Source organism: Streptomyces sp. CAU 1734, assembly GCF_039888735.1.
Classification (GTDB): domain Bacteria; phylum Actinomycetota; class Actinomycetes; order Streptomycetales; family Streptomycetaceae; genus Streptomyces.
On sequence record NZ_JBDQQP010000004.1, the window covers coordinates 157,957 to 174,275 of the forward strand.

Annotated in this window: 17 protein-coding genes; 10 read left to right on the forward strand and 7 right to left on the reverse strand. The window is 70.6% G+C overall.

The features are described from left to right. Positions 1 to 112 precede the first annotated feature (112 nt). The 4 genes from AAFN69_RS08995 to AAFN69_RS09010 all read left to right on the forward strand — a co-directional run bounded on the left by AAFN69_RS08995 (position 113) and on the right by AAFN69_RS09010 (position 3,727). A complete protein-coding gene (locus AAFN69_RS08995; RefSeq protein WP_347727816.1) occupies positions 113 to 1,270 on the forward strand; it encodes an acyl-CoA dehydrogenase family protein in 1,158 nt (385 codons plus the stop codon). A gap of 101 nt (positions 1,271 to 1,371) precedes the next feature. Beyond that, a complete protein-coding gene (locus AAFN69_RS09000; RefSeq protein WP_347727817.1) occupies positions 1,372 to 2,361 on the forward strand; it encodes a cation diffusion facilitator family transporter in 990 nt (329 codons plus the stop codon). A gap of 51 nt (positions 2,362 to 2,412) precedes the next feature. After that, complete coding sequence (locus AAFN69_RS09005) at positions 2,413 to 3,312, forward strand: hypothetical protein (RefSeq protein WP_347727818.1); 900 nt, start codon at positions 2,413 to 2,415, stop codon at positions 3,310 to 3,312. A gap of 154 nt (positions 3,313 to 3,466) precedes the next feature. Continuing rightward, positions 3,467 to 3,727, forward strand: coding sequence for a hypothetical protein (locus tag AAFN69_RS09010; RefSeq protein WP_347727819.1), 261 nt, complete (start codon positions 3,467 to 3,469; stop codon positions 3,725 to 3,727). A gap of 88 nt (positions 3,728 to 3,815) precedes the next feature. On the opposite strand, the gene AAFN69_RS09015 is transcribed toward AAFN69_RS09010, so the two are convergent. Further along, positions 3,816 to 3,947, reverse strand: a complete 132-nt coding sequence (locus AAFN69_RS09015) for a hypothetical protein (protein WP_347727820.1) — start codon at positions 3,945 to 3,947, stop codon at positions 3,816 to 3,818. Positions 3,948 to 4,760: 813 nt separating this feature from the next. On the opposite strand from AAFN69_RS09015, the gene AAFN69_RS09020 reads away from it, so the two are divergent. Together AAFN69_RS09020 and AAFN69_RS09025 are read left to right on the forward strand one after the other, a co-directional pair. Next, a complete protein-coding gene (locus tag AAFN69_RS09020; RefSeq protein ID WP_347727821.1) occupies positions 4,761 to 5,654 on the forward strand; it encodes a DUF5753 domain-containing protein in 894 nt (297 codons plus the stop codon). Between the two features lie 31 nt (positions 5,655 to 5,685). Beyond that, on the forward strand, positions 5,686 to 5,856 hold the full coding sequence (locus AAFN69_RS09025; protein WP_347728094.1) for a DUF397 domain-containing protein: 171 nt from the start codon (positions 5,686 to 5,688) through the stop codon (positions 5,854 to 5,856). Positions 5,857 to 5,951: 95 nt separating this feature from the next. Here AAFN69_RS09025 and AAFN69_RS09030 read toward each other — a convergent pair whose 3' ends face one another. Next, positions 5,952 to 6,755: a serine protease gene (locus tag AAFN69_RS09030; protein WP_347727822.1), complete on the reverse strand. Its 804-nt coding sequence runs from the start codon at positions 6,753 to 6,755 to the stop codon at positions 5,952 to 5,954. A 478-nt stretch (positions 6,756 to 7,233) separates the two neighbouring features. On the opposite strand from AAFN69_RS09030, the gene AAFN69_RS09035 reads away from it, so the two are divergent. The 4 genes from AAFN69_RS09035 to AAFN69_RS09050 all read left to right on the forward strand — a co-directional run bounded on the left by AAFN69_RS09035 (position 7,234) and on the right by AAFN69_RS09050 (position 10,199). Next, positions 7,234 to 7,677 carry a tyrosinase family oxidase copper chaperone gene (locus AAFN69_RS09035; RefSeq protein WP_347727823.1) on the forward strand — a complete coding sequence of 148 codons (444 nt, stop codon included), beginning with the start codon at positions 7,234 to 7,236 and terminating at the stop codon, positions 7,675 to 7,677. A 16-nt stretch (positions 7,678 to 7,693) separates the two neighbouring features. Then, positions 7,694 to 8,512: a tyrosinase family protein gene (locus AAFN69_RS09040; protein WP_347727824.1), complete on the forward strand. Its 819-nt coding sequence runs from the start codon at positions 7,694 to 7,696 to the stop codon at positions 8,510 to 8,512. A 437-nt stretch (positions 8,513 to 8,949) separates the two neighbouring features. After that, positions 8,950 to 9,363: a tyrosinase family oxidase copper chaperone gene (locus AAFN69_RS09045; protein ID WP_347727825.1), complete on the forward strand. Its 414-nt coding sequence runs from the start codon at positions 8,950 to 8,952 to the stop codon at positions 9,361 to 9,363. 17 nt (positions 9,364 to 9,380) lie between these two features. Continuing rightward, entirely contained in the window at positions 9,381 to 10,199 is an 819-nt protein-coding gene (locus AAFN69_RS09050; protein WP_347727826.1) for a tyrosinase family protein, read from the forward strand. A gap of 146 nt (positions 10,200 to 10,345) precedes the next feature. On the opposite strand, the gene AAFN69_RS09055 is transcribed toward AAFN69_RS09050, so the two are convergent. The 5 genes from AAFN69_RS09055 to AAFN69_RS09075 form a co-directional block, all read right to left on the reverse strand. Continuing rightward, positions 10,346 to 10,975 (reverse strand): DUF6879 family protein, encoded by a 630-nt coding sequence (locus AAFN69_RS09055; RefSeq protein ID WP_347727827.1) that lies wholly within the window; start codon positions 10,973 to 10,975, stop codon positions 10,346 to 10,348. Further along, positions 10,968 to 11,237, reverse strand: coding sequence for a hypothetical protein (locus tag AAFN69_RS09060; protein WP_347727828.1), 270 nt, complete (start codon positions 11,235 to 11,237; stop codon positions 10,968 to 10,970). Before AAFN69_RS09060 ends, AAFN69_RS09055 begins: the two co-directional genes overlap by 8 nt. A gap of 163 nt (positions 11,238 to 11,400) precedes the next feature. Further along, the gene (locus tag AAFN69_RS09065) at positions 11,401 to 14,010 is read right to left on the reverse strand and encodes a S8 family serine peptidase (RefSeq protein WP_347727829.1); all 2,610 of its coding nucleotides are present in this window, start codon (positions 14,008 to 14,010) and stop codon (positions 11,401 to 11,403) included. Between the two features lie 463 nt (positions 14,011 to 14,473). Next, positions 14,474 to 15,481, reverse strand: a complete 1,008-nt coding sequence (locus tag AAFN69_RS09070) for a 1-aminocyclopropane-1-carboxylate deaminase (RefSeq protein WP_347727830.1) — start codon at positions 15,479 to 15,481, stop codon at positions 14,474 to 14,476. Positions 15,482 to 15,533: 52 nt separating this feature from the next. Then, positions 15,534 to 16,190: a GntR family transcriptional regulator gene (locus AAFN69_RS09075; RefSeq protein WP_347727831.1), complete on the reverse strand. Its 657-nt coding sequence runs from the start codon at positions 16,188 to 16,190 to the stop codon at positions 15,534 to 15,536. Positions 16,191 to 16,319: the final 129 nt, after the last annotated feature.

Genomic DNA, 16,319 nt, shown 5'->3' on the forward strand with positions numbered 1-16,319 from the left:
CGGTCCCGGCCGACCCTGGACAGCCCGCCCAACCAGCCGGTAACTTCATCAGAGAACTGAGCAAGCGCTTAGATATGCCACATCGGGCTGCTGGACTCCAGAGGAGGCGTTCGTGCGCCGCAGCGTGTACAACGAGGACCACGAGGCGTTCCGGGAGACCATCCGCGCCTTCATCGAAGCCGAGGTCGTCCCCGTCCACGACGAGTGGTACGCGGCTGGCCAGGCCCCCCGCGACTTCTACTACAAGCTCGGTGAGCTGGGCGTCTTCGGCATCGAGGTGCCGGAGGAGTACGGCGGTGCCGGCGAGGAGTCGTTCAAGTTCCAGGCCGTCATCACCGAGGAGACCACCCGCGCGGGCGTCTCGTTCGGCGGCTCCGGTGTGCATGTGGCGCTCTGCCTCCCCTATCTGATGGCGTACGCCACCGGCGACCAGAAGAAGCGGTGGCTGCCCGACTTCGTCACCGGCGCGTCGATGTACGCGATCGCCATGACCGAGCCCGGCACCGGCTCCGACCTCGCGGGCATGAAGACCACCGCCAGGCTCTCCGACGACGGCACGCACTACCTCCTCAACGGCTCCAAGACCTTCATCACCGGCGGCGTCCACGCCGACAAGGTGATCGTCTGCGCCCGGACGGCCCCCTCGACCCCCGAGGACCGCCGCCACGGCATCTCGCTCTTCGTCGTGGACACCCGGCTGGAGGGGTACGCGGTCGGCCGCAAGCTGGACAAGCTCGGTCTGCGCACCTCGGACACCGCCGAACTCTCCTTCACCGATGTCCGCGTCCCGGCGGAGGATCTCCTCGGCGAGGAGCACAAGGGCTTCTCCTACCTCGGGCAGAATCTGCCGCAGGAGCGGCTGGCGATCGCCGTCGGCGCGTACGCCCAGTCCGCCGCCGCGATCCGGTTCACCCAGGCGTACGTCCAGGACCGCACGGTCTTCGGGCAGTCGGTCGCCTCGTTCCAGAACACCAAGTTCGAACTGGCCGCCTGCAAGGCCGAGGTCGACGCGGCCGAGGCGGTGGTGGACCGGGCGCTGGAGGCCCATGACGCCGGAGAGCTCTCCGCCGCCGAGGCGGCGTCGGCGAAGCTGTTCTGCACCGAGGTGGCGCACCGGGTCATCGACAAGTGCCTTCAGCTGCACGGCGGCTACGGCTACATGAACGAGTACCCGATCGCCCGCCTCTACGCGGACAACCGGGTCAACCGCATCTACGGCGGCACCAGCGAGGTCATGAAGTCGATCATCGCCAAGTCCATGGGCCTGTAGGGCCTCTCCCCCGGATCGCGGCGGGGCCGGCGGGTTTGCCGGCCCTGCGGGCCCGAGCGTGGTGCCCCTCCCCCGGGCCCCGGCCCGCCTACCGTCCCCGTATGACCGAAACGGACATTCCACCCGCCGGGCGGGACGGGGACGCCGAACCCCCCGAGAGCACCTTCACCGTGCTCGTCGCCGCCTGCGCCAATCTCGGTATCGCGGTCGCGAAGGCGGTCGCGGGAGTGATCAGCGGCTCCAGCGCGATGCTGGCGGAGGCGGCCCACTCGGTCGCCGACACCGTCACCGAACTGATGCTGCTGGTCGCCCTCAAGCGCGGCGACCGCCCCGCCGACGAGGACCACCCGCTCGGCCACGGCCCCGAGCGGTACATCTGGGCCCTGCTCGCCTCCGTGGCGACCTTCGTCGGCGGCGGTGTCTTCGCCGTGTACGACGGCGTCCACACCCTCACCCACGGGGAGGAACCGGGCGATCCGCTGATCTCCTATCTCGTCCTCGGTATCGCCTTCCTGCTGGAGAGCTGGTCCCTGCGGACCGGGGTCCGCCAGGCCCGCGCCGAGGCGGCCCGGCTCTCCACGCCGGTCGGCCACTATCTGCGGCTCACCCCGGACACGGCCGTCAAAGCGGTGGTCCTGGAGGACACGGCGGCCCTCGCCGGACTGCTCCTCGCCGCCGCCGGACTCCTCGGCGGGCAGCTCACCGGCTCGGGCGTGTACGACGGCGTCGCCTCGGTCCTGATCGGACTGCTCCTGGTGTACGTGGCCTGGGTGCTCGGCCGCAGCAACGCCCAGCTGCTGATCGGCCGCCCGCTGCCGCGCCGGATGCGCGAGGCGGTGGTGGAGGAGATCCTGACCGTCCCGCACATCGTGGCCGTACTGGAGCTGACCACCCTGATCCAGGGCCCGCGCGAGATCCTGATCGCGGCGAAGGTCGACTTCCGCGACGCCTCCAGCGCCCGGCAGATCGAATGGGCCTGCGAGGAGGCCGAGGAACAGCTGCGCGAGCGCTTCCCGTCCATCCGCCGCGTCTATCTGGACCCCACCCCGGACCTGGGATCGGAACGGGAGCCGGGCCCGCGCACCGAGTGAGCGAACGGATGTCTGTTCCCCGGCTCGAACAAGCGTTGATACCGTCCCGGCATGGCTGAAACAGAGCGCGCACCGGGCGTCCGGGACCGGACCGTCACCGCGTCGGACGTCGAGTACGCCGTCCGCCTCGCGGTCACCGCCCTGCGCGCGGGCGAGGCGCTGGACTGGAGCGTCGCGGCGGGCTCCCTGGAGTGGGACTGCCGGGAGACGGCCGAGCATCTCGCCGACGATCTCTTCGCCTACGCCGCCCAGCTGGGACCGGCGGAACCGCCGCTGGACACGCTGGTCCCGTTCGCCTTCGCGCGGCAGCGCCCGGGCGGGCCGGCCAACGCGGTCTTCGCCGACCGGGAAGCCGGTGTGCCGGGCCTGCTCCAGGTCATCGAGTCGGCCGGCGCCCTGCTCACCGCCATCGTGCGCACCAAGCCCGCGACGGTCCGCGCCCACCACGGCTTCGGCGCCTCCGACCCCGAGGGCTTCGCCGCCATGGGCGTACTGGAAACCCTGGTCCACACCCATGACATCGCCGAGGGCCTGGGCCTCGCCTGGGATCCGGACCCCGATCTCTGTGACCGCGTACTGCACCGTCTCCTCCCCGACGCCCCGGCCGGCACCGACCGCTGGACCACCCTCCTGTGGTGCACCGGCCGCGCGGACCTCCCGGGCCGCCCCCGCCTCACCGAGTGGCGCTGGTACGGCGAACCGCGCCCCGCCGGCGCCACCCCCGCCCCCGTTGCGGAATCACGGCGCGCGGACGTCTCACGCAGGAGCCCCGTCCCCTCGGCCCACCACTGGAAGGTCGGCGCGGAGACGACGGCGGCGGCGCTGATCAGCGTCCTGGCCGTCGACCTCGTGATCACCGGCGACTATCTGTACGCGGCCTTCGCCTCCTTCGGCGCGGCCACCTTCGCCCGGGACGCGGTGAAACGGATCCGCTCCCGCGCCGGGCGCTGACGCCCCGACCGGTCCGGTTACCGACCGGTTGTAATGGTGTAGACCCCTTGTTCCCCTTTCGGGGGCCTCACTACATTGCTCCTGGGTCGTCGGCCGGGCGGCTCTCGCCTACGTACGTTCCGTTCATGTACCCCTCTTCACAAGGGAGTTCCACATGTTCAGACGCACCGGAATCGCACTCGGAGCCGCCCTGGCGGCCGCCGCCCTCACTCTCGGCACCGCCTCCGCGACCGCCGCCGCCCCCTCCGGAACTCCCACCGCCGCGCCCGTGTCGGCCGCCTCCCCCTTCTACGTCCACGGCTACTACGTCAACCTCGCGAGCTGCGAGGCCGCGGGCAGGCAGGGCCTGCCCGTCTGGGGCCCGCTCTGGTGGTGCAGCTTCAACGGCAACGCCTACGAGCTCTGGGCCCACTAGCACGACGAGGGGACGGGCCCATTCCGCGGCGGCTTCCGCGGAATGGGCCCGTCCCCCTTCATGGTGGCGACCGGGTGTCACTTCAGGCTCAGGAACCGGGGGAGCCGTCGGTCACGGCGACCAGGCCGACGATGGTTCCGTCATTGCCCCGTCCGCCATTGCCGCCGGGGATCGAGCCGGCACCGTCGCCGCCGTCGCCGCCGGTGGAGGTGCTGCCCACGCCGACGACGGCGAGGGAGCCGTGGTTGCCCCGTCCGCCGTTGCCGCCCTCCGAGCCGTTGACGCGGGTGTCTCCGCCCCTGCCGCCCCGGAGGACGGCGGTTCCGGCGACATTTCGGCGAGCGCGGAGACGAGATGGGGCCCGCGCCCGGATTCCTCGTCGGGTCCGGCGATACGGGGTACGGGGCCGGCGGCCGGTCCGGGGCCGCCGGCGACGTGGATCCGGATGGGAGGGTCGGCACGGGTCAACCGGACGATGACGTTCCGCCCGTGACCGTGTTCGAAGCCATTCGTTACCAGCTCGAAGATGAGCAACTCAGCGGTTTCGATGCGGACTTCGAGTCCCCGGAGCCGAATGTGCGTCCGCCCGAGCCGCCGCATCCGCCCGGTCGGCGCCGGGCAGCGGCTCACCGGGCCTCCCGGCCCGGAGCAAGATCACCTCGAAGCCGCCCGGGGTGCGGGGTGGGTCAAAGGTGAGGGTGCCGGTGTGGTGCACGGTGCGCGTGTCCCGGCGTGTGGCGCTGATCGGCACGGATCAGTCCTCCGCACGGAGTGGGGGTGGGAGCGCGAGTGCGGCGCACAGCCGTTCGAAGGGCGATGAGATCTTCCATTGCGGCCCTTGCTCGCCTTTGCTCAACTACCGTGACGGATAGGCGGAATGGCTGGCAACCAATCGTCTGTGAAAAACCGCCGTGGCCCCCGAATTGGACTATGCGCCGATGTGCGTGGCGAGTTCACGCGGCTGCGCAGGGGATGCAGGTCCGTGCGCAGGGGGATACCGAGGATGCGCAAAGGCACTGGGAGGGTGCACACCATGGCAGCGAAGCGCGGGGCGACCGGAAGGCGTCTCGAATTAGGAATTCAGCTCCGCCGGTTGCGGGAGAACTGCCCGTCGGTCGAAGAGGACCGGAGCAAGGGCATGACCCGCAGGGAGGCGGTCCGCGGACTCCGCGACATCTCGGAACCGACGCTGGCCCGGATCGAGCTGGGCGAGCTGAACTTCCGCCGGAACGTCGGAAATCTGCGGACACTGTTGAAGCGGTACGGGGTGACCGATCCGGCGCTGGTGGAACAGCTCGTGGAGCTGAACCGGGAGGCGCCGAACGAAGACTGGATGACGCGGTACCGCAGCTTCATGCCGACGGGGATGCCGCACTATGTGGGCTTGGAGGCGGAGGCCAGTGCGATCACCGCGTACCATCCCACGGTTGTCTACGGCCTGGTGCAGACCGAGGCGTACGCGAAGGCGATCTTCGAGATGGAACGCCCGGTCGAGGACACGACCGGCGAGTTCATCAAGCGCAATGTGGAGCTCCGGATGGAGCGCAAGCGCAGGGTGCTGAACCGGGAGGATCCCGCCCGGCTGCGGGTCATCATCGGAGAGGCCGCACTTCAGAATCCGGTCGGTGAGCCGGATGTGATGCGCGAACAGTACGAGGAGATCATCCGGCTGGCGCGCGAGGACCAGGTGTCGATACAGGTCATCCCCTTCAGGCGCGGATACCGGTCGATCACCGACTTCACCATCCTGGCTCTCGGCGATCTGCCGTCCCGTGTACAGGTCGACAACGGCTGGGGTGCGATCTCCACATCGGACAAGCCCCGAGAAGTGGAACGGTTCGAGCGCCGGTTCAACGCGATGGCGGGGGTGGCTCTCGGGGTCGAGGAATCCATTGAATTCGTATCGGAACTAGCCAGAGAGCAGTAGAGCCATCAATATTCACACCCCGACCACCCGAATAGCATGGTTCAAGTCGTCCTACAGCGGCGGTACCGGCAACAACTGCGTTGAGATCGCGGACCTCGCCCCCCGGGTGGCCGTCCGCGACTCCAAGAACAGCCAGGGCCCCGCCCTTCTCGTGCCCATGACGGCATGGACCCGGTTCGTGGGCTTTGTGACCAGCCGCTGACCGCTCGGAAGCCAGGCGCGAACGGTGTGCTCCTCCCCGGCTCTCGCGGGGAGGAGCACACCGCTTTTCGGGCGGCCGGTCAGCCCGGCCCCGGATCAGCCGCGCTTGGTGATGGTCTTCTCGATCCAGCCCTCGTACGCGGAGGCGTTGCTGTACAGCCCCGGGCCCTCGATACAGCTGGGGGACGGGGCGCCGGGGCCCGAGGTGACACCGATGAGTTCCCACCGGCCGCCCTTGCCGCGCTGGATCTGCGGACCGCCGGAGTCGCCGTTGCACGCCATCGCGTCCGGCACCCGGGTGACGGTGCAGATCCGGGTCTTCCCGGCCCAGCCGGGGGCGCACTCGCTCGTGGCGCCGACGCGGGTTTCGAGCTGCTGGAGACGGTTCGGGAAGTCCCACTTGGTGAGGTCGACGGTGCCGAAGCCCAGGAGACGGGTGTGGGTCCCGGGGCGGCCGGGCTCATCGGCGATACGGATGGGCTTCTGGGTGACCGGGCGGTCCAGGCGCATCAGGGCGACATCGTTCCGGTTCGGCTGACCCTGCGCGTACGCCCGGTGGATCACCATCTTGTCGATGGTGCGGACCGTGCCGCCGGATGTCCGGTGCTCGCTGCCGATACGGATCGTGCCGTCCGGCTTCGTGATCTTCGGGTCGATGCAGTGGGCAGCCGTCAGCACCCACTGGGGGTGGATCAGGGACGCCCCGCAGATGCCCTTGATCGTCGGGTCCTCGACCGCGGTCACCGGATAGGACGCCATGAAGGAGTAACGCCCGCTGGAGTCCTCCCCGTTGATGATCGCACCGGCGGTTCCGGTGGTCATGGTGGCGCACGCCGCGCCGGCCAGGACCACGGCGGCGGCACGGGCGGCTTGGCGGCGCGCAGACTTCAGAGTGAACACGGAGGGGTGCCTTCCATCAGATGTACGGGTGGCGCGGCCGGGGGTTTCCGCACTGCCGGCTTCACGCACCACTCATCCTCCGCATGGACCCCGGCGGTAAAAACCGGCCTGGATGTCAACCACGGCCAAATTCCGGACACCCCGACGGTCAGGGGCTTGGCCCCGGGCCAAGTGGGAGCCCGAGTTCCGGACACGTTGCCTGTGTGAACGTGGACACGACAGGTGGCCCTGTGGCGAAAGTTTTGCGCGGGACAAGGGAGGATCCCGCCGATTCTTCACACCGGCGCCCTCGCGCGTCCGGGCACATCGAAGGAGCGAAAGGTTCCGGCCTGAGCTGTCCAATTGCGATATGTCCGGTTGGCGATCAACCAAAAAATCGCTCCTTCCACCCGCTCCCGACCTCCCGGTAGGCATGGCGAAAGCGGTCGGAACACACCGTGTGACCGCCTCCAGCCATGTATCAGGGGGTTTCTCTGTCATGTCCAAACTCAACAGACGACAGGTCGTGGGGACCATCGCCGGCGCCGCCGCGGGACTGGCCGTGGCCGGCGTGGCCACCGCCTCGGCCAATGCCACACCGGAGAAGACCGGCGGTACGAACGGCAGGGCCGGCGGGGCAGCCGCGGCCACCCGCCCCCCGCGCACCCATACGGACGGGCCGGCGCCCTTCGACGAGGTCTTCGAGGGCCGCAGGATCCAGGGCTTCCCGGCCGCCGGCAAGGCCGGGGCGCACGCGCACCACGGCGCGGGATTCCACGTGCTCATCGACGGCCGCGAACTCCATGTGATGCGGCTGCGGAACAACACCTGGACCAGCGTGATCAACCACTACCAGACCTTCCCCGACCCGCACACCGCCGCCCGCGCCGCCGTGACCTCACTCAAGGGCGCCGCCCTCGTCCCCTACACCCCCACCGCCTGAACCGGGAGCAGCAGCCATGACCGTACGGAAGAACCAGGCGAACCTCACCACCGCCGAGAAGAGAGCCTTCGTCAACGCCGTCGTGGAGCTCAAGCGCAGGGGCCGGTACGACCCTTTCGTCACGGCCCACCGCGAGATCTTCCACGCCGACATGACGGGCCCGATACGCCAGGGGCACGGGTCGCCGTCGTTCCTGCCCTGGCACCGCCAGTATCTGATCGACTTCGAGCGGGCGCTCCAGTCGATCAACCCCGATGTGTCGATCCCCTACTGGGACTGGACCAGGGACCGCACCCCCGCCTCCTCCATCTGGGCGGCCAACTTCCTCGGCGGTGACGGCCGCGCTTCGGACGGCAAGGTGATGACCGGCCCGTTCGCCCACTCCACCGGCAACTGGCCGATCACTGTCCAGGACGACACCGCGCCCTTCCTGAAACGTTCCATGGAGCCGCCGGGCATGGCCCTGCCGACCCGGGCGGAGCTGAACTCCGTTCTCGCCATCACCCCGTACGACGCGGCGCCATGGGACTTCACCGCCCCGGGCTTCCGCAATTTCCTGGAGGGCGGGGACGGTCCGGGCATGCACAACAAGGTGCACAACTGGGTCGGCGGGCAGATGCAGCAGACCGTCTCGCCCAATGATCCGGTCTTCTGGCTGCACCACTGTTTCGTGGACAAGCTCTGGGCGGACTGGCAGCGCCGCCACCCGCAGCAGTCCTATCTGCCCGCGTCGGGCACGACCGGGGTGGTCTCACTGCACCAGCCGATGGCGCCGTGGAACAACGTGACCCCGGCCGCGATGCTCGACCACACCCGTTTCTACGTCTACACCTAGAGGGACGGAGCAGCCGGGCCGCCGCCGCGATCGCCGCGATCCGTCTTCCGGCGGCGGCCCGGCCCCGGGTGGGAGTACTGACACGTTTACACGACTCCCCTCGGCCCCGGGCCGGGCCCGTCGCTAAAGCCGCGCTGAACTGGGGGAACGAGTTCCGGACTCCGTTTCCGTGTGCGCAGGATCCGGCGGTCCGCGCCGCCACGGGAAATCACCCGCGAAGAGGGCCGGCCGGCCGCAGATTCTTCATCCGGGCGAGGCCATCCCCCGGCCGGCACCGAAGAACCGGCCCGACTCCGGACGCGGCCGGCTGTCCATATGACGACCCATCACCGGAGCGGATTCCCGGCGGTCCCGAAGCCGGCCTGTACGCATGGCGCACGCGGTCCACAACAGCATGTGTGACCGCTTCCAGCCGTGTATCAGGAGGTTTCTCCGTCATGTCCGAACTCACCCGACGCCAGACCATGGGCGCCATCACCGCCGCCGCCGCGGGACTGGCCGTGGCCGGGGTCGCCACCGCGTCCGCGCACACCCCCTCGGCGAAGGAGAGGACGCCCGAGGACAACGGCGCCGCGTCTCCCGGCGAGGCCGCGGCCTTCGACGAGATATTCGGGGGCCGCCGGATCCAGGGCTTCCCGGCCGGCGCTCCGGCCGGGGCGCACGCGCACCACGGCACGGGCTACCGCGTCCTCGTCGACGGCCGCGAACTCCATGTGATGCGGCTGCGGAACAACACCTGGACCAGCGTGATCAACCACTACCAGGGCTTCCCGGACCCGCGCGCGACCGCCCGCGCCGCCGTGACCTCACTCAAGGGCGCCGCCCTCGTCCCCTTCCACCACGCCGCCTGAGCCCGGGAGCAGCCGCCATGACCATTCGGAGAAACCAGGCTCACCTCACGCCCGCCCAGCGGACGGCGTTCGTCGAAGCCATTCTGGAGCTCAAGCGCAGAGGAGAGTACGACCCCTTCATCACCGCCCACCGCGACATCTTCCTCTCCGACATGACCAACCCGCTCCGGGTGGGCCACGGCGCCCCCTCGGCTCTGCCCTGGCACCGCAAGTACCTGCTGGACTTCGAGCGGGCGCTCCAGTCGGTGAACCCGCGGGTGTCCCTCCCGTACTGGGACTGGACCCGGGACCGCACCCCCACCGCCTCCCTGTGGGCACCCGACTTCATGGGCGGCAACGGCCGCGCGTCGGACGGCCAGGTGATGGACGGCCCCTTCGCCCACTCCACCGGCGACTGGACCATCACCGTCCAGTACGACGACGCTCCCTTCCTGCGCCGCTCCATGACCACGACGATGAGCACCCTGCCCACCCGGGCGGAGGTGCGGCACGTACTCGGCATCGACACCTATGACGCGGCGCCCTGGGACATCACCGCCCCGGGCTTCCGCAACCACCTGGAGGGCTTTGTGGGGGCCGACATCCACAACCGGGTGCACCGCTGGGTGGGCGGCCACATGGAACAGCCCGTGTCACCGAACGACCCGGTGTTCTGGATGCATCACTGTTTCGTCGACAAACTGTGGTCGGACTGGCAGTGGCGCCATCCGTTCCGGTCGTATGTCCCCACCGCCGCCACGCCGGGTGTGGTGAGCCTCCATGAGCCCATGCCGCCGTGGAACACCATCACCCCGGCCGCGATGCTCAACCACACCCCGTACTACCTCTACCTCTAGATCAGCACCCCCGGGCGAGCCGCCCCCGCACGGCCTCCGCCCGCGGGTCGCCCTCGCCCCCGTCGTGCCCGCCCGGCAGGAGACCCAGCGCCTCCTGCCGGTGGCGGCGGGCGGCCGGGCAGGACCGCTGTCGAGCCGCTGGTCGTCTACTTCGTGGTCAAGCTCGGCGGCGGGAGGGGTGCCACCTCGCGTTCGAAGTACTGCTCCATGTCCTCACCGGCCCGGAACAGCTCGGAGATGTAGTACTCCCACGAGCCGACGACATCGGGGTCGGTGTAGCGAATGGCTCCGCTGCAGGCACCCGATTCGGTGTAGAGGACGCGGTAGAGGGTGTGCCCGCCGAGGACGACCACCTCCGGCAGCGGGCCGGCCCCCTCGGAACCGGCGACCGCGCCGGCGCGGACGACCCGGACTCGCGTACCGCACTCGGCCTGTTGGCGCAGGGAATGCAGCTCCCACTGGAGGTAGGGGGTGAAGGGCTTCTCGACCACCCGGACGCGGTGGAAGACGGTGCCCATGAGCTCATCCTCCCGGGCCGCCGCGAGCAGGCCCTCCCGATCCTCCTCAAGGAGCCGGAGCGCCTCCTTCCACTCGCCGGCGCGCAGCGCGTCCCTGCTCGCACTGCCCTCCTCCTCGAAGTGCTGGAGCCGTTCCAGCTTCCAGGAGTCCCGCTGGGAGATCTGCGCGTAGCGCTGCCGGAAGTCCTGCTTGTAGACAGGCCGGGTGAGCCTCGATCCCTGGGCCAGCGGAAGACAGGGGGCACGGAGGTCAGACATCCGGGATATCTCCTTTGGCGGCGCTGAGCATGTTCCCCGGGATGACGACCAGCCGCTCATCCGCACCGAGGGAGACACCGTCCGGGAGGCGGGAAGCATAGGCACCGGTCAGGTCCCGGCCGATCACCGCGATGTCGCCGTTGCTGAGCCGCCAGATGTCGGGGCAGTCGTCATGACCGTCGGAGTTCCCCAGTTCCCCGGCGGACTTTCCCAGCCGCCGCTCGAATAACGCGGCGGGGTCTGCTTCCCAGGCTCGGGCCATGATCTGTCTCCACTCGGGTCTGCCGGCGGTGCAGTCGATACGGAGTGTAGGCACGGCTGTCACTGCGAGCAATGCGCCGGAGGTGGAATCGCGCCGCCGCCCGCGTGCTCCGTTCGCGCCCCGCCACCGGGTACCCGCCGGCCGTCGGCGGGTACCCGGGCGGTCAGCGGAGCGGTGCCGTGGCGGGCGCCGGCGCTGGGCGGAAGTGGATGCTCATTCCGTCGCGCAGGACGGGCTTGTTGAAGGAGTGGACCAGGGCGTGAGCGCTCTCGTGGTCCTCGACCCCGACCGTCGCCGATGCGCCCTTCTCGGCGGCGGTGGCGCCGATGTCCTTGTAGTGGAAGGAGTAGGAGCCGTCCTCGCCGACCACGGCCGCGAAGGTGATCCGCTGTTCCGGCGTCACCCCGGTCAGGACGAGGTTGCGCCACTCGACGGTGACCTTGCGGTGCGGGGCGGTGCCGGTGGTCGACCAGTACACGTCGGACCAGTGGGCCACGGTCAGCGAGTCCCAGAAGGGGTACAGCGTGGCGCTCGGGTCACCGGGGTGGGGCAGCAGGTTGTTGCCGATGCTGATGCCCTGCTGGGTGAAGGCGAGCATTCCCTCGGAGAGCGCGTGCAGCTTGCGGGTCGGGACCCCGTACAGCGAGACGGGGAACGGCAGATCGATCTCCGCGCGCGGAGGGTTGCTGCCCTTCATCTGGAGCCTGTTGACGCCTTGCGGGAAGGGCTCGCCCTGGGCGACGGAGCAGGTGGTGCCCCGGCCGTCGGTGCGGGGGCGGAGTGCGAGGTTCTTGACGGTGCCCGTGCCCGAGGGGCCCGAGGCGGCCACGTCCGCCCTGATCGCGGTGGTCTCGGCGCAGCCGTGCGCCGGGGTGACGAGGAGTTCGTACGCGCCGGCGGGCAGCGGGAGCGTGTAGCTGCCGTCGGCCGCCGATGTGGTGGTCAGAGCGGCGCCCCGGACGGTGACGGTGGCGCCCGCCTCGCCGCCCGCGTTGCCGGTGACCTTTCCGGTGAGGCGTCCGGCCGGTGCCGGGGCGAGGGTGAAGTTCCGTACGGTGGTGCCGTTCTCGGTGACGGTCAGGCTCGCGGTGGCGGTGACATGGCCGAAGGCGGTCGCGGTCACGGTGTAGTCGCCGGTCATCAGCCGGGGCGCGGTCCAGGTGCCCGAGGCGTCGGTCACGGCCTGCGCCTTCATGGCGCCGGTGAAGTCCAGGGTCGCGCCGGCGATCGGGCCGGCGGCGGAGGCGACCGTGCCGGTGCCCGTGCCGAGGGGGCCCCGGGGAGCGGCGGCGACGGCCGCGTGGACGTCGAGACGGCCCTCGCCGTAGGAGTTGTTGCGGGTGGCGGTGCCGCCGCAGCGGGTGTCGTCCGTGTCGATGGCGGTGCGGCCGAGCAGCTTCTCCGTCTCGGTGACGTTTCCGCGCAGGGAGGGGGCGGCCGAGTAGATCAGTGCGACGGCGGCTGCGGTGTGCGCCGACGCCGGCTGGGTGCCGGAGTGGACCCAGTGGCCGCCGCCGGGGAACGCCGAGCGGATGTCGACGCCGGGAGCCGTGATGTCGGGCTTGATCGCGCCGTTCTCGCCGTTGCCCCTGCCGGAGTAGAAGGTGACGATGTTGTTCCGGTCGAAGCCTCCGGTGGAGTAGGCGTCGCTGTACGCGCCCGGCTGCGTACTCCCGGAGCAGCCGCCGGTGTTGCCCGAGTCGAACGACGGGAAGATGCCCGCGTCCCGCCAGGACTGGATGACCGTCTTGAACCAGGGGCTGTACGCGAGGGTGCCGCTCCAGGCGTTGTTCACCACGTCGGGGGCGAGGTCCGGGCGCGGGTTGGCGCCGGACGGGTCGGTGGGGGCGGCCAGCCACTGTGCCGCGCGCAGCAGCTCGTCCCGGTAGCAGCGGTCGGTGGCGCATCCCTTGGCCGCGATCCACTTGGCTCCGGGAGCGGCGCCGATCGCGCTGCCGGAGCTGTTGCCGCCGGTCATGATGCCCGTCTGGAGGGTGCCGGCGCCGGTGTTGTCGCAGGGTTCGCCGCCGGTGCAGACGCCGGTCGCGTCGTACCAGTTGTAGGCGTGGTCGTGGGTGCCGTCGGCCTTGCGCCCCCGGTAGGAGTCGCTGAGGTCGGGGTGGGTGTGGTCCACCCCGGCCTGGATGGTCGCGACGACGGCGCCCTCGCCCCGTACCCCGAATTGGGACCACACCTTCGGTGCGCCGATCCGGTCGATGTTCCATTCGACGGTGCCCGTGGCCGCCTTCGGCGCGCGGCCCTGCTTCGGCGGGTCGGTGTGGCGGAAGGAGTCGTCCGCTTCGAGGGCGGCGACCTCGGGGCGGGCGGCGATCCGCTGTGCGAGCGCCTTGTCACCGGTGACCTTGACGGTGTTCGCGATCCAGAATGACTCGTACGGTGCGCCGGCGTTCCTCAGCAGGGCGGTGAGCGGGGCCTGGGTCTTGCGGGCGTGGGCGCGTTTGATCTTGTGGAGCATGCGCGCCTTGCCGGCCTTGGCGCGCTGGGCGCGGGCCTCCGAGGTGTTCGCCTCGCCGGTGAGGGTGACCCAGAAGGTCACCCCCTTGCCGCCGTCGCGCCCGGCGCCGAGGGCGTCGAGCCGCGCGGCGACCCTGGCGTCGGTCTTCATCCGGTACGGGGAGGAGGCGCCGGATCCGGTGGTGTCGGGCGGGGGTAACGCCTGGGCCGGGGTGGTGCCGGCGATGAGGGGCAGGGCCATGAGCACGGCGGTCAGGGCGGCGGGGATTCCGCGCCGCACCCGGGTACTTCTCGCCATGAACTCTCCTGTGGGTGGGGGGTGTTCACATGGGCAATCGAATGGTGGGCGCCTTGACGGGTCCATGTAAAGATTGCCCCATGGGCAAGTTCAGGCCGATTACGCACCATCAGCACCTGTGGTCACAGCACAGGTCTCGGCCAGTTCGGCGGGCCGGTCCTCCCGACGGGGGCGGCCGGGAAAACCGGGCCGATGCCGGCCGGCGGCGGCGCGTCCGCACGGGCCGGCGCAGGGCGCCGTGCGGCCGGGGGGTGCCGCCGAGACGGCCGGCGGCGGTCCCGGAAGAGCGGTGATGAGACATTGTTCCGGGGTGACCACATGCCGTCACGCGGGACGGCTCGCACCGGCGGCGGGGCGGTGCGGAGCCCGTCTCGGGGGCGTTCCCCGGCGCGCCGGGACGTCACGGCCGGACGCGAACGCGGCACCGGTCACGCGTCGCCGCGCCGAGGAGACGCCCTGCCCCTCAGCCGAAGAGACCGCTGTACGCGTTGAGCGCGGGCTGTCCGCCCAGATGCGCGTACAGGACATTCGAATCCCGGGGAATCCCGCCGTCGCGCACCAGGTCGATCAGTCCGGCCATCGACTTGCCCTCGTACACCGGGTCGATGATCATCCCCTCCAGGCGGCCGGTGAGCCGGATCGCTTCCCGTGTGGACTCGACGGGGATGCCGTAGACATCACCGGCCCAGCCCTCCAGTACGGTGATCTCGTCGTCGCGCAGCTCCCGCCCGAGGCCGATGAGTTCGGCCGTGGCGCGGGCGATCTTCTCCACCTGGGCGCGGGTCTCGGGGAGCCGGGCGGAGGCGTCGATGCCCAGGACGCGGCGCGGGCGGTCCTGGCCCGCGAAGCCGGCGATCATTCCGGCCTGGGTGCTGCCGGTGACACTGCACACCACGATGGTGTCGAAGAAGACACCCAGCTCCCGCTCCTGCCGGCGCACCTCCTCCGCCCAATTGGCGAAGCCGAGGCCGCCGAGCGGGTGATCGGAGGCGCCGGCCGGGATCGCGTACGGCGTGCCGCCGGCCGCGCGGACCTCCTCCAGGGCCTGCCGCCAGGTCTCCTTGAAGCCGATGCCGAATCCGGCGCGCACCAGGCGTATGTCGGCGCCCATGACGCGGGAGAGCAGGATGTTGCCGACCTTGTCATTGACCGGGTCCGGCCAGTCCACCCAGCTCTCCTGGACCAGTACGGCCTTCAGCCCCGTACGGGCGGCGACCGCGGCGACCTGGCGGGTGTGGTTGGACTGCACCCCGCCGATGCTGACCAGGGTGTCCGCGCCCTGTGCGAGAGCGTCGGGCAGCAGATACTCCAGCTTCCGGGTCTTGTTGCCGCCGAAGGCGAGTCCGCTGTTGCAGTCCTCCCGCTTGGCCCAGATCCGGGCCCCGCCGAGATGGGCGCTGAGCCGGTCCAGGGGGTGCACGGGGCTGGGGCCGAAGAGCAGCGGATGGCGTTCGAAGGCGTCGAGGGACATCGTGAACTCCTTGATCGATGCGCGCCCGTGCGGGCGGATCCGGGTCAGGGCTTCAGGGCGTGTCGAACAGCGGTACGAGAGTTGACCAGTTGGCCCGGGCGGCGGCGGCCGCGGCCTCGGTCTCGCCCGCCGCGCAGAGGGCGATGATCCGGTCGTGCTGGGCCACCGATTCCCGGCCGCCGAGCGAGGAGAAGCGCAGCCGCTCCAGCCGGCGCAGAACCGGGGTGTACTGATCGAGGACGGTGCGGACGGCCCCGTTGGCGCAGGCCGTGACGGTGACGCCGTGGAAGTCGTCGTCGGCGGCGATCGCCGCGTCGACATCGCCGCGGCGCAGGGCATCGGCGAAACGGGCGTTGGCGTCCCGCATGTCGTCCAGCTCGGCGGCGGAGAGTCCGGGCACCGCCTCCCGGACGGCGAGTTCGTGCATGGCCGCCGTCACCGACTGCGCGGCCCGCACATCGCGGACGTCCAGCGGGCTGACGATGGTGTGCCGTCCCGGCTTGGTCTGTACGAGCCCGGCCTGCTCCAGCCTGGCCAGCGCCTCCCGGACGGGGGTGCGGCTGACGCCCAGCCAGGCGACGAGATCACCGTCGTGGAGCCGCTCGCCCGGGGCGAGGGTGCCGTCGACGATGGCGTCCCTGATCGCCCGGTAGGCGCTCTCCCGCAGAAGCGATCGTGATACGAGCCCTCGGCTCCCTGGTACCGGCATGCAATATATTGCACGCCGGTCGATCAGGGGTGTCAAGGGGCGGGGCACCGAGCTGTCCGCCCCGGGGCGCGCGCCCGCAGGCCGACGTGTGCGGGGCCGGGGCGGTACTCTGCCGGGAATCCACCGATA

Excerpts from the sequence above, each read along its gene's own strand:
- AAFN69_RS09065 (WP_347727829.1), bottom strand. The coding sequence starts at position 14,010 with ATGGCGAGAAGTACCCGGGTGCGGCGCGGAATCCCCGCCGCCCTGACC.
- AAFN69_RS09050 (WP_347727826.1), top strand. The coding sequence starts at position 9,381 with ATGACCATTCGGAGAAACCAGGCTCACCTCACGCCCGCCCAGCGGACG.
- AAFN69_RS09000 (WP_347727817.1), top strand. The coding sequence starts at position 1,372 with ATGACCGAAACGGACATTCCACCCGCCGGGCGGGACGGGGACGCCGAA.
- AAFN69_RS09055 (WP_347727827.1), bottom strand. The coding sequence starts at position 10,975 with ATGTCTGACCTCCGTGCCCCCTGTCTTCCGCTGGCCCAGGGATCGAGG.
- AAFN69_RS09010 (WP_347727819.1), top strand. The coding sequence starts at position 3,467 with ATGTTCAGACGCACCGGAATCGCACTCGGAGCCGCCCTGGCGGCCGCC.
- AAFN69_RS09040 (WP_347727824.1), top strand. The coding sequence starts at position 7,694 with ATGACCGTACGGAAGAACCAGGCGAACCTCACCACCGCCGAGAAGAGA.
- AAFN69_RS09070 (WP_347727830.1), bottom strand. The coding sequence starts at position 15,481 with ATGTCCCTCGACGCCTTCGAACGCCATCCGCTGCTCTTCGGCCCCAGC.
- AAFN69_RS09005 (WP_347727818.1), top strand. The coding sequence starts at position 2,413 with ATGGCTGAAACAGAGCGCGCACCGGGCGTCCGGGACCGGACCGTCACC.
- AAFN69_RS09020 (WP_347727821.1), top strand. The coding sequence starts at position 4,761 with ATGGCAGCGAAGCGCGGGGCGACCGGAAGGCGTCTCGAATTAGGAATT.
- AAFN69_RS09035 (WP_347727823.1), top strand. The coding sequence starts at position 7,234 with ATGTCCAAACTCAACAGACGACAGGTCGTGGGGACCATCGCCGGCGCC.
- AAFN69_RS09075 (WP_347727831.1), bottom strand. The coding sequence starts at position 16,190 with ATGCCGGTACCAGGGAGCCGAGGGCTCGTATCACGATCGCTTCTGCGG.
- AAFN69_RS09060 (WP_347727828.1), bottom strand. The coding sequence starts at position 11,237 with ATGGCCCGAGCCTGGGAAGCAGACCCCGCCGCGTTATTCGAGCGGCGG.
- AAFN69_RS09045 (WP_347727825.1), top strand. The coding sequence starts at position 8,950 with ATGTCCGAACTCACCCGACGCCAGACCATGGGCGCCATCACCGCCGCC.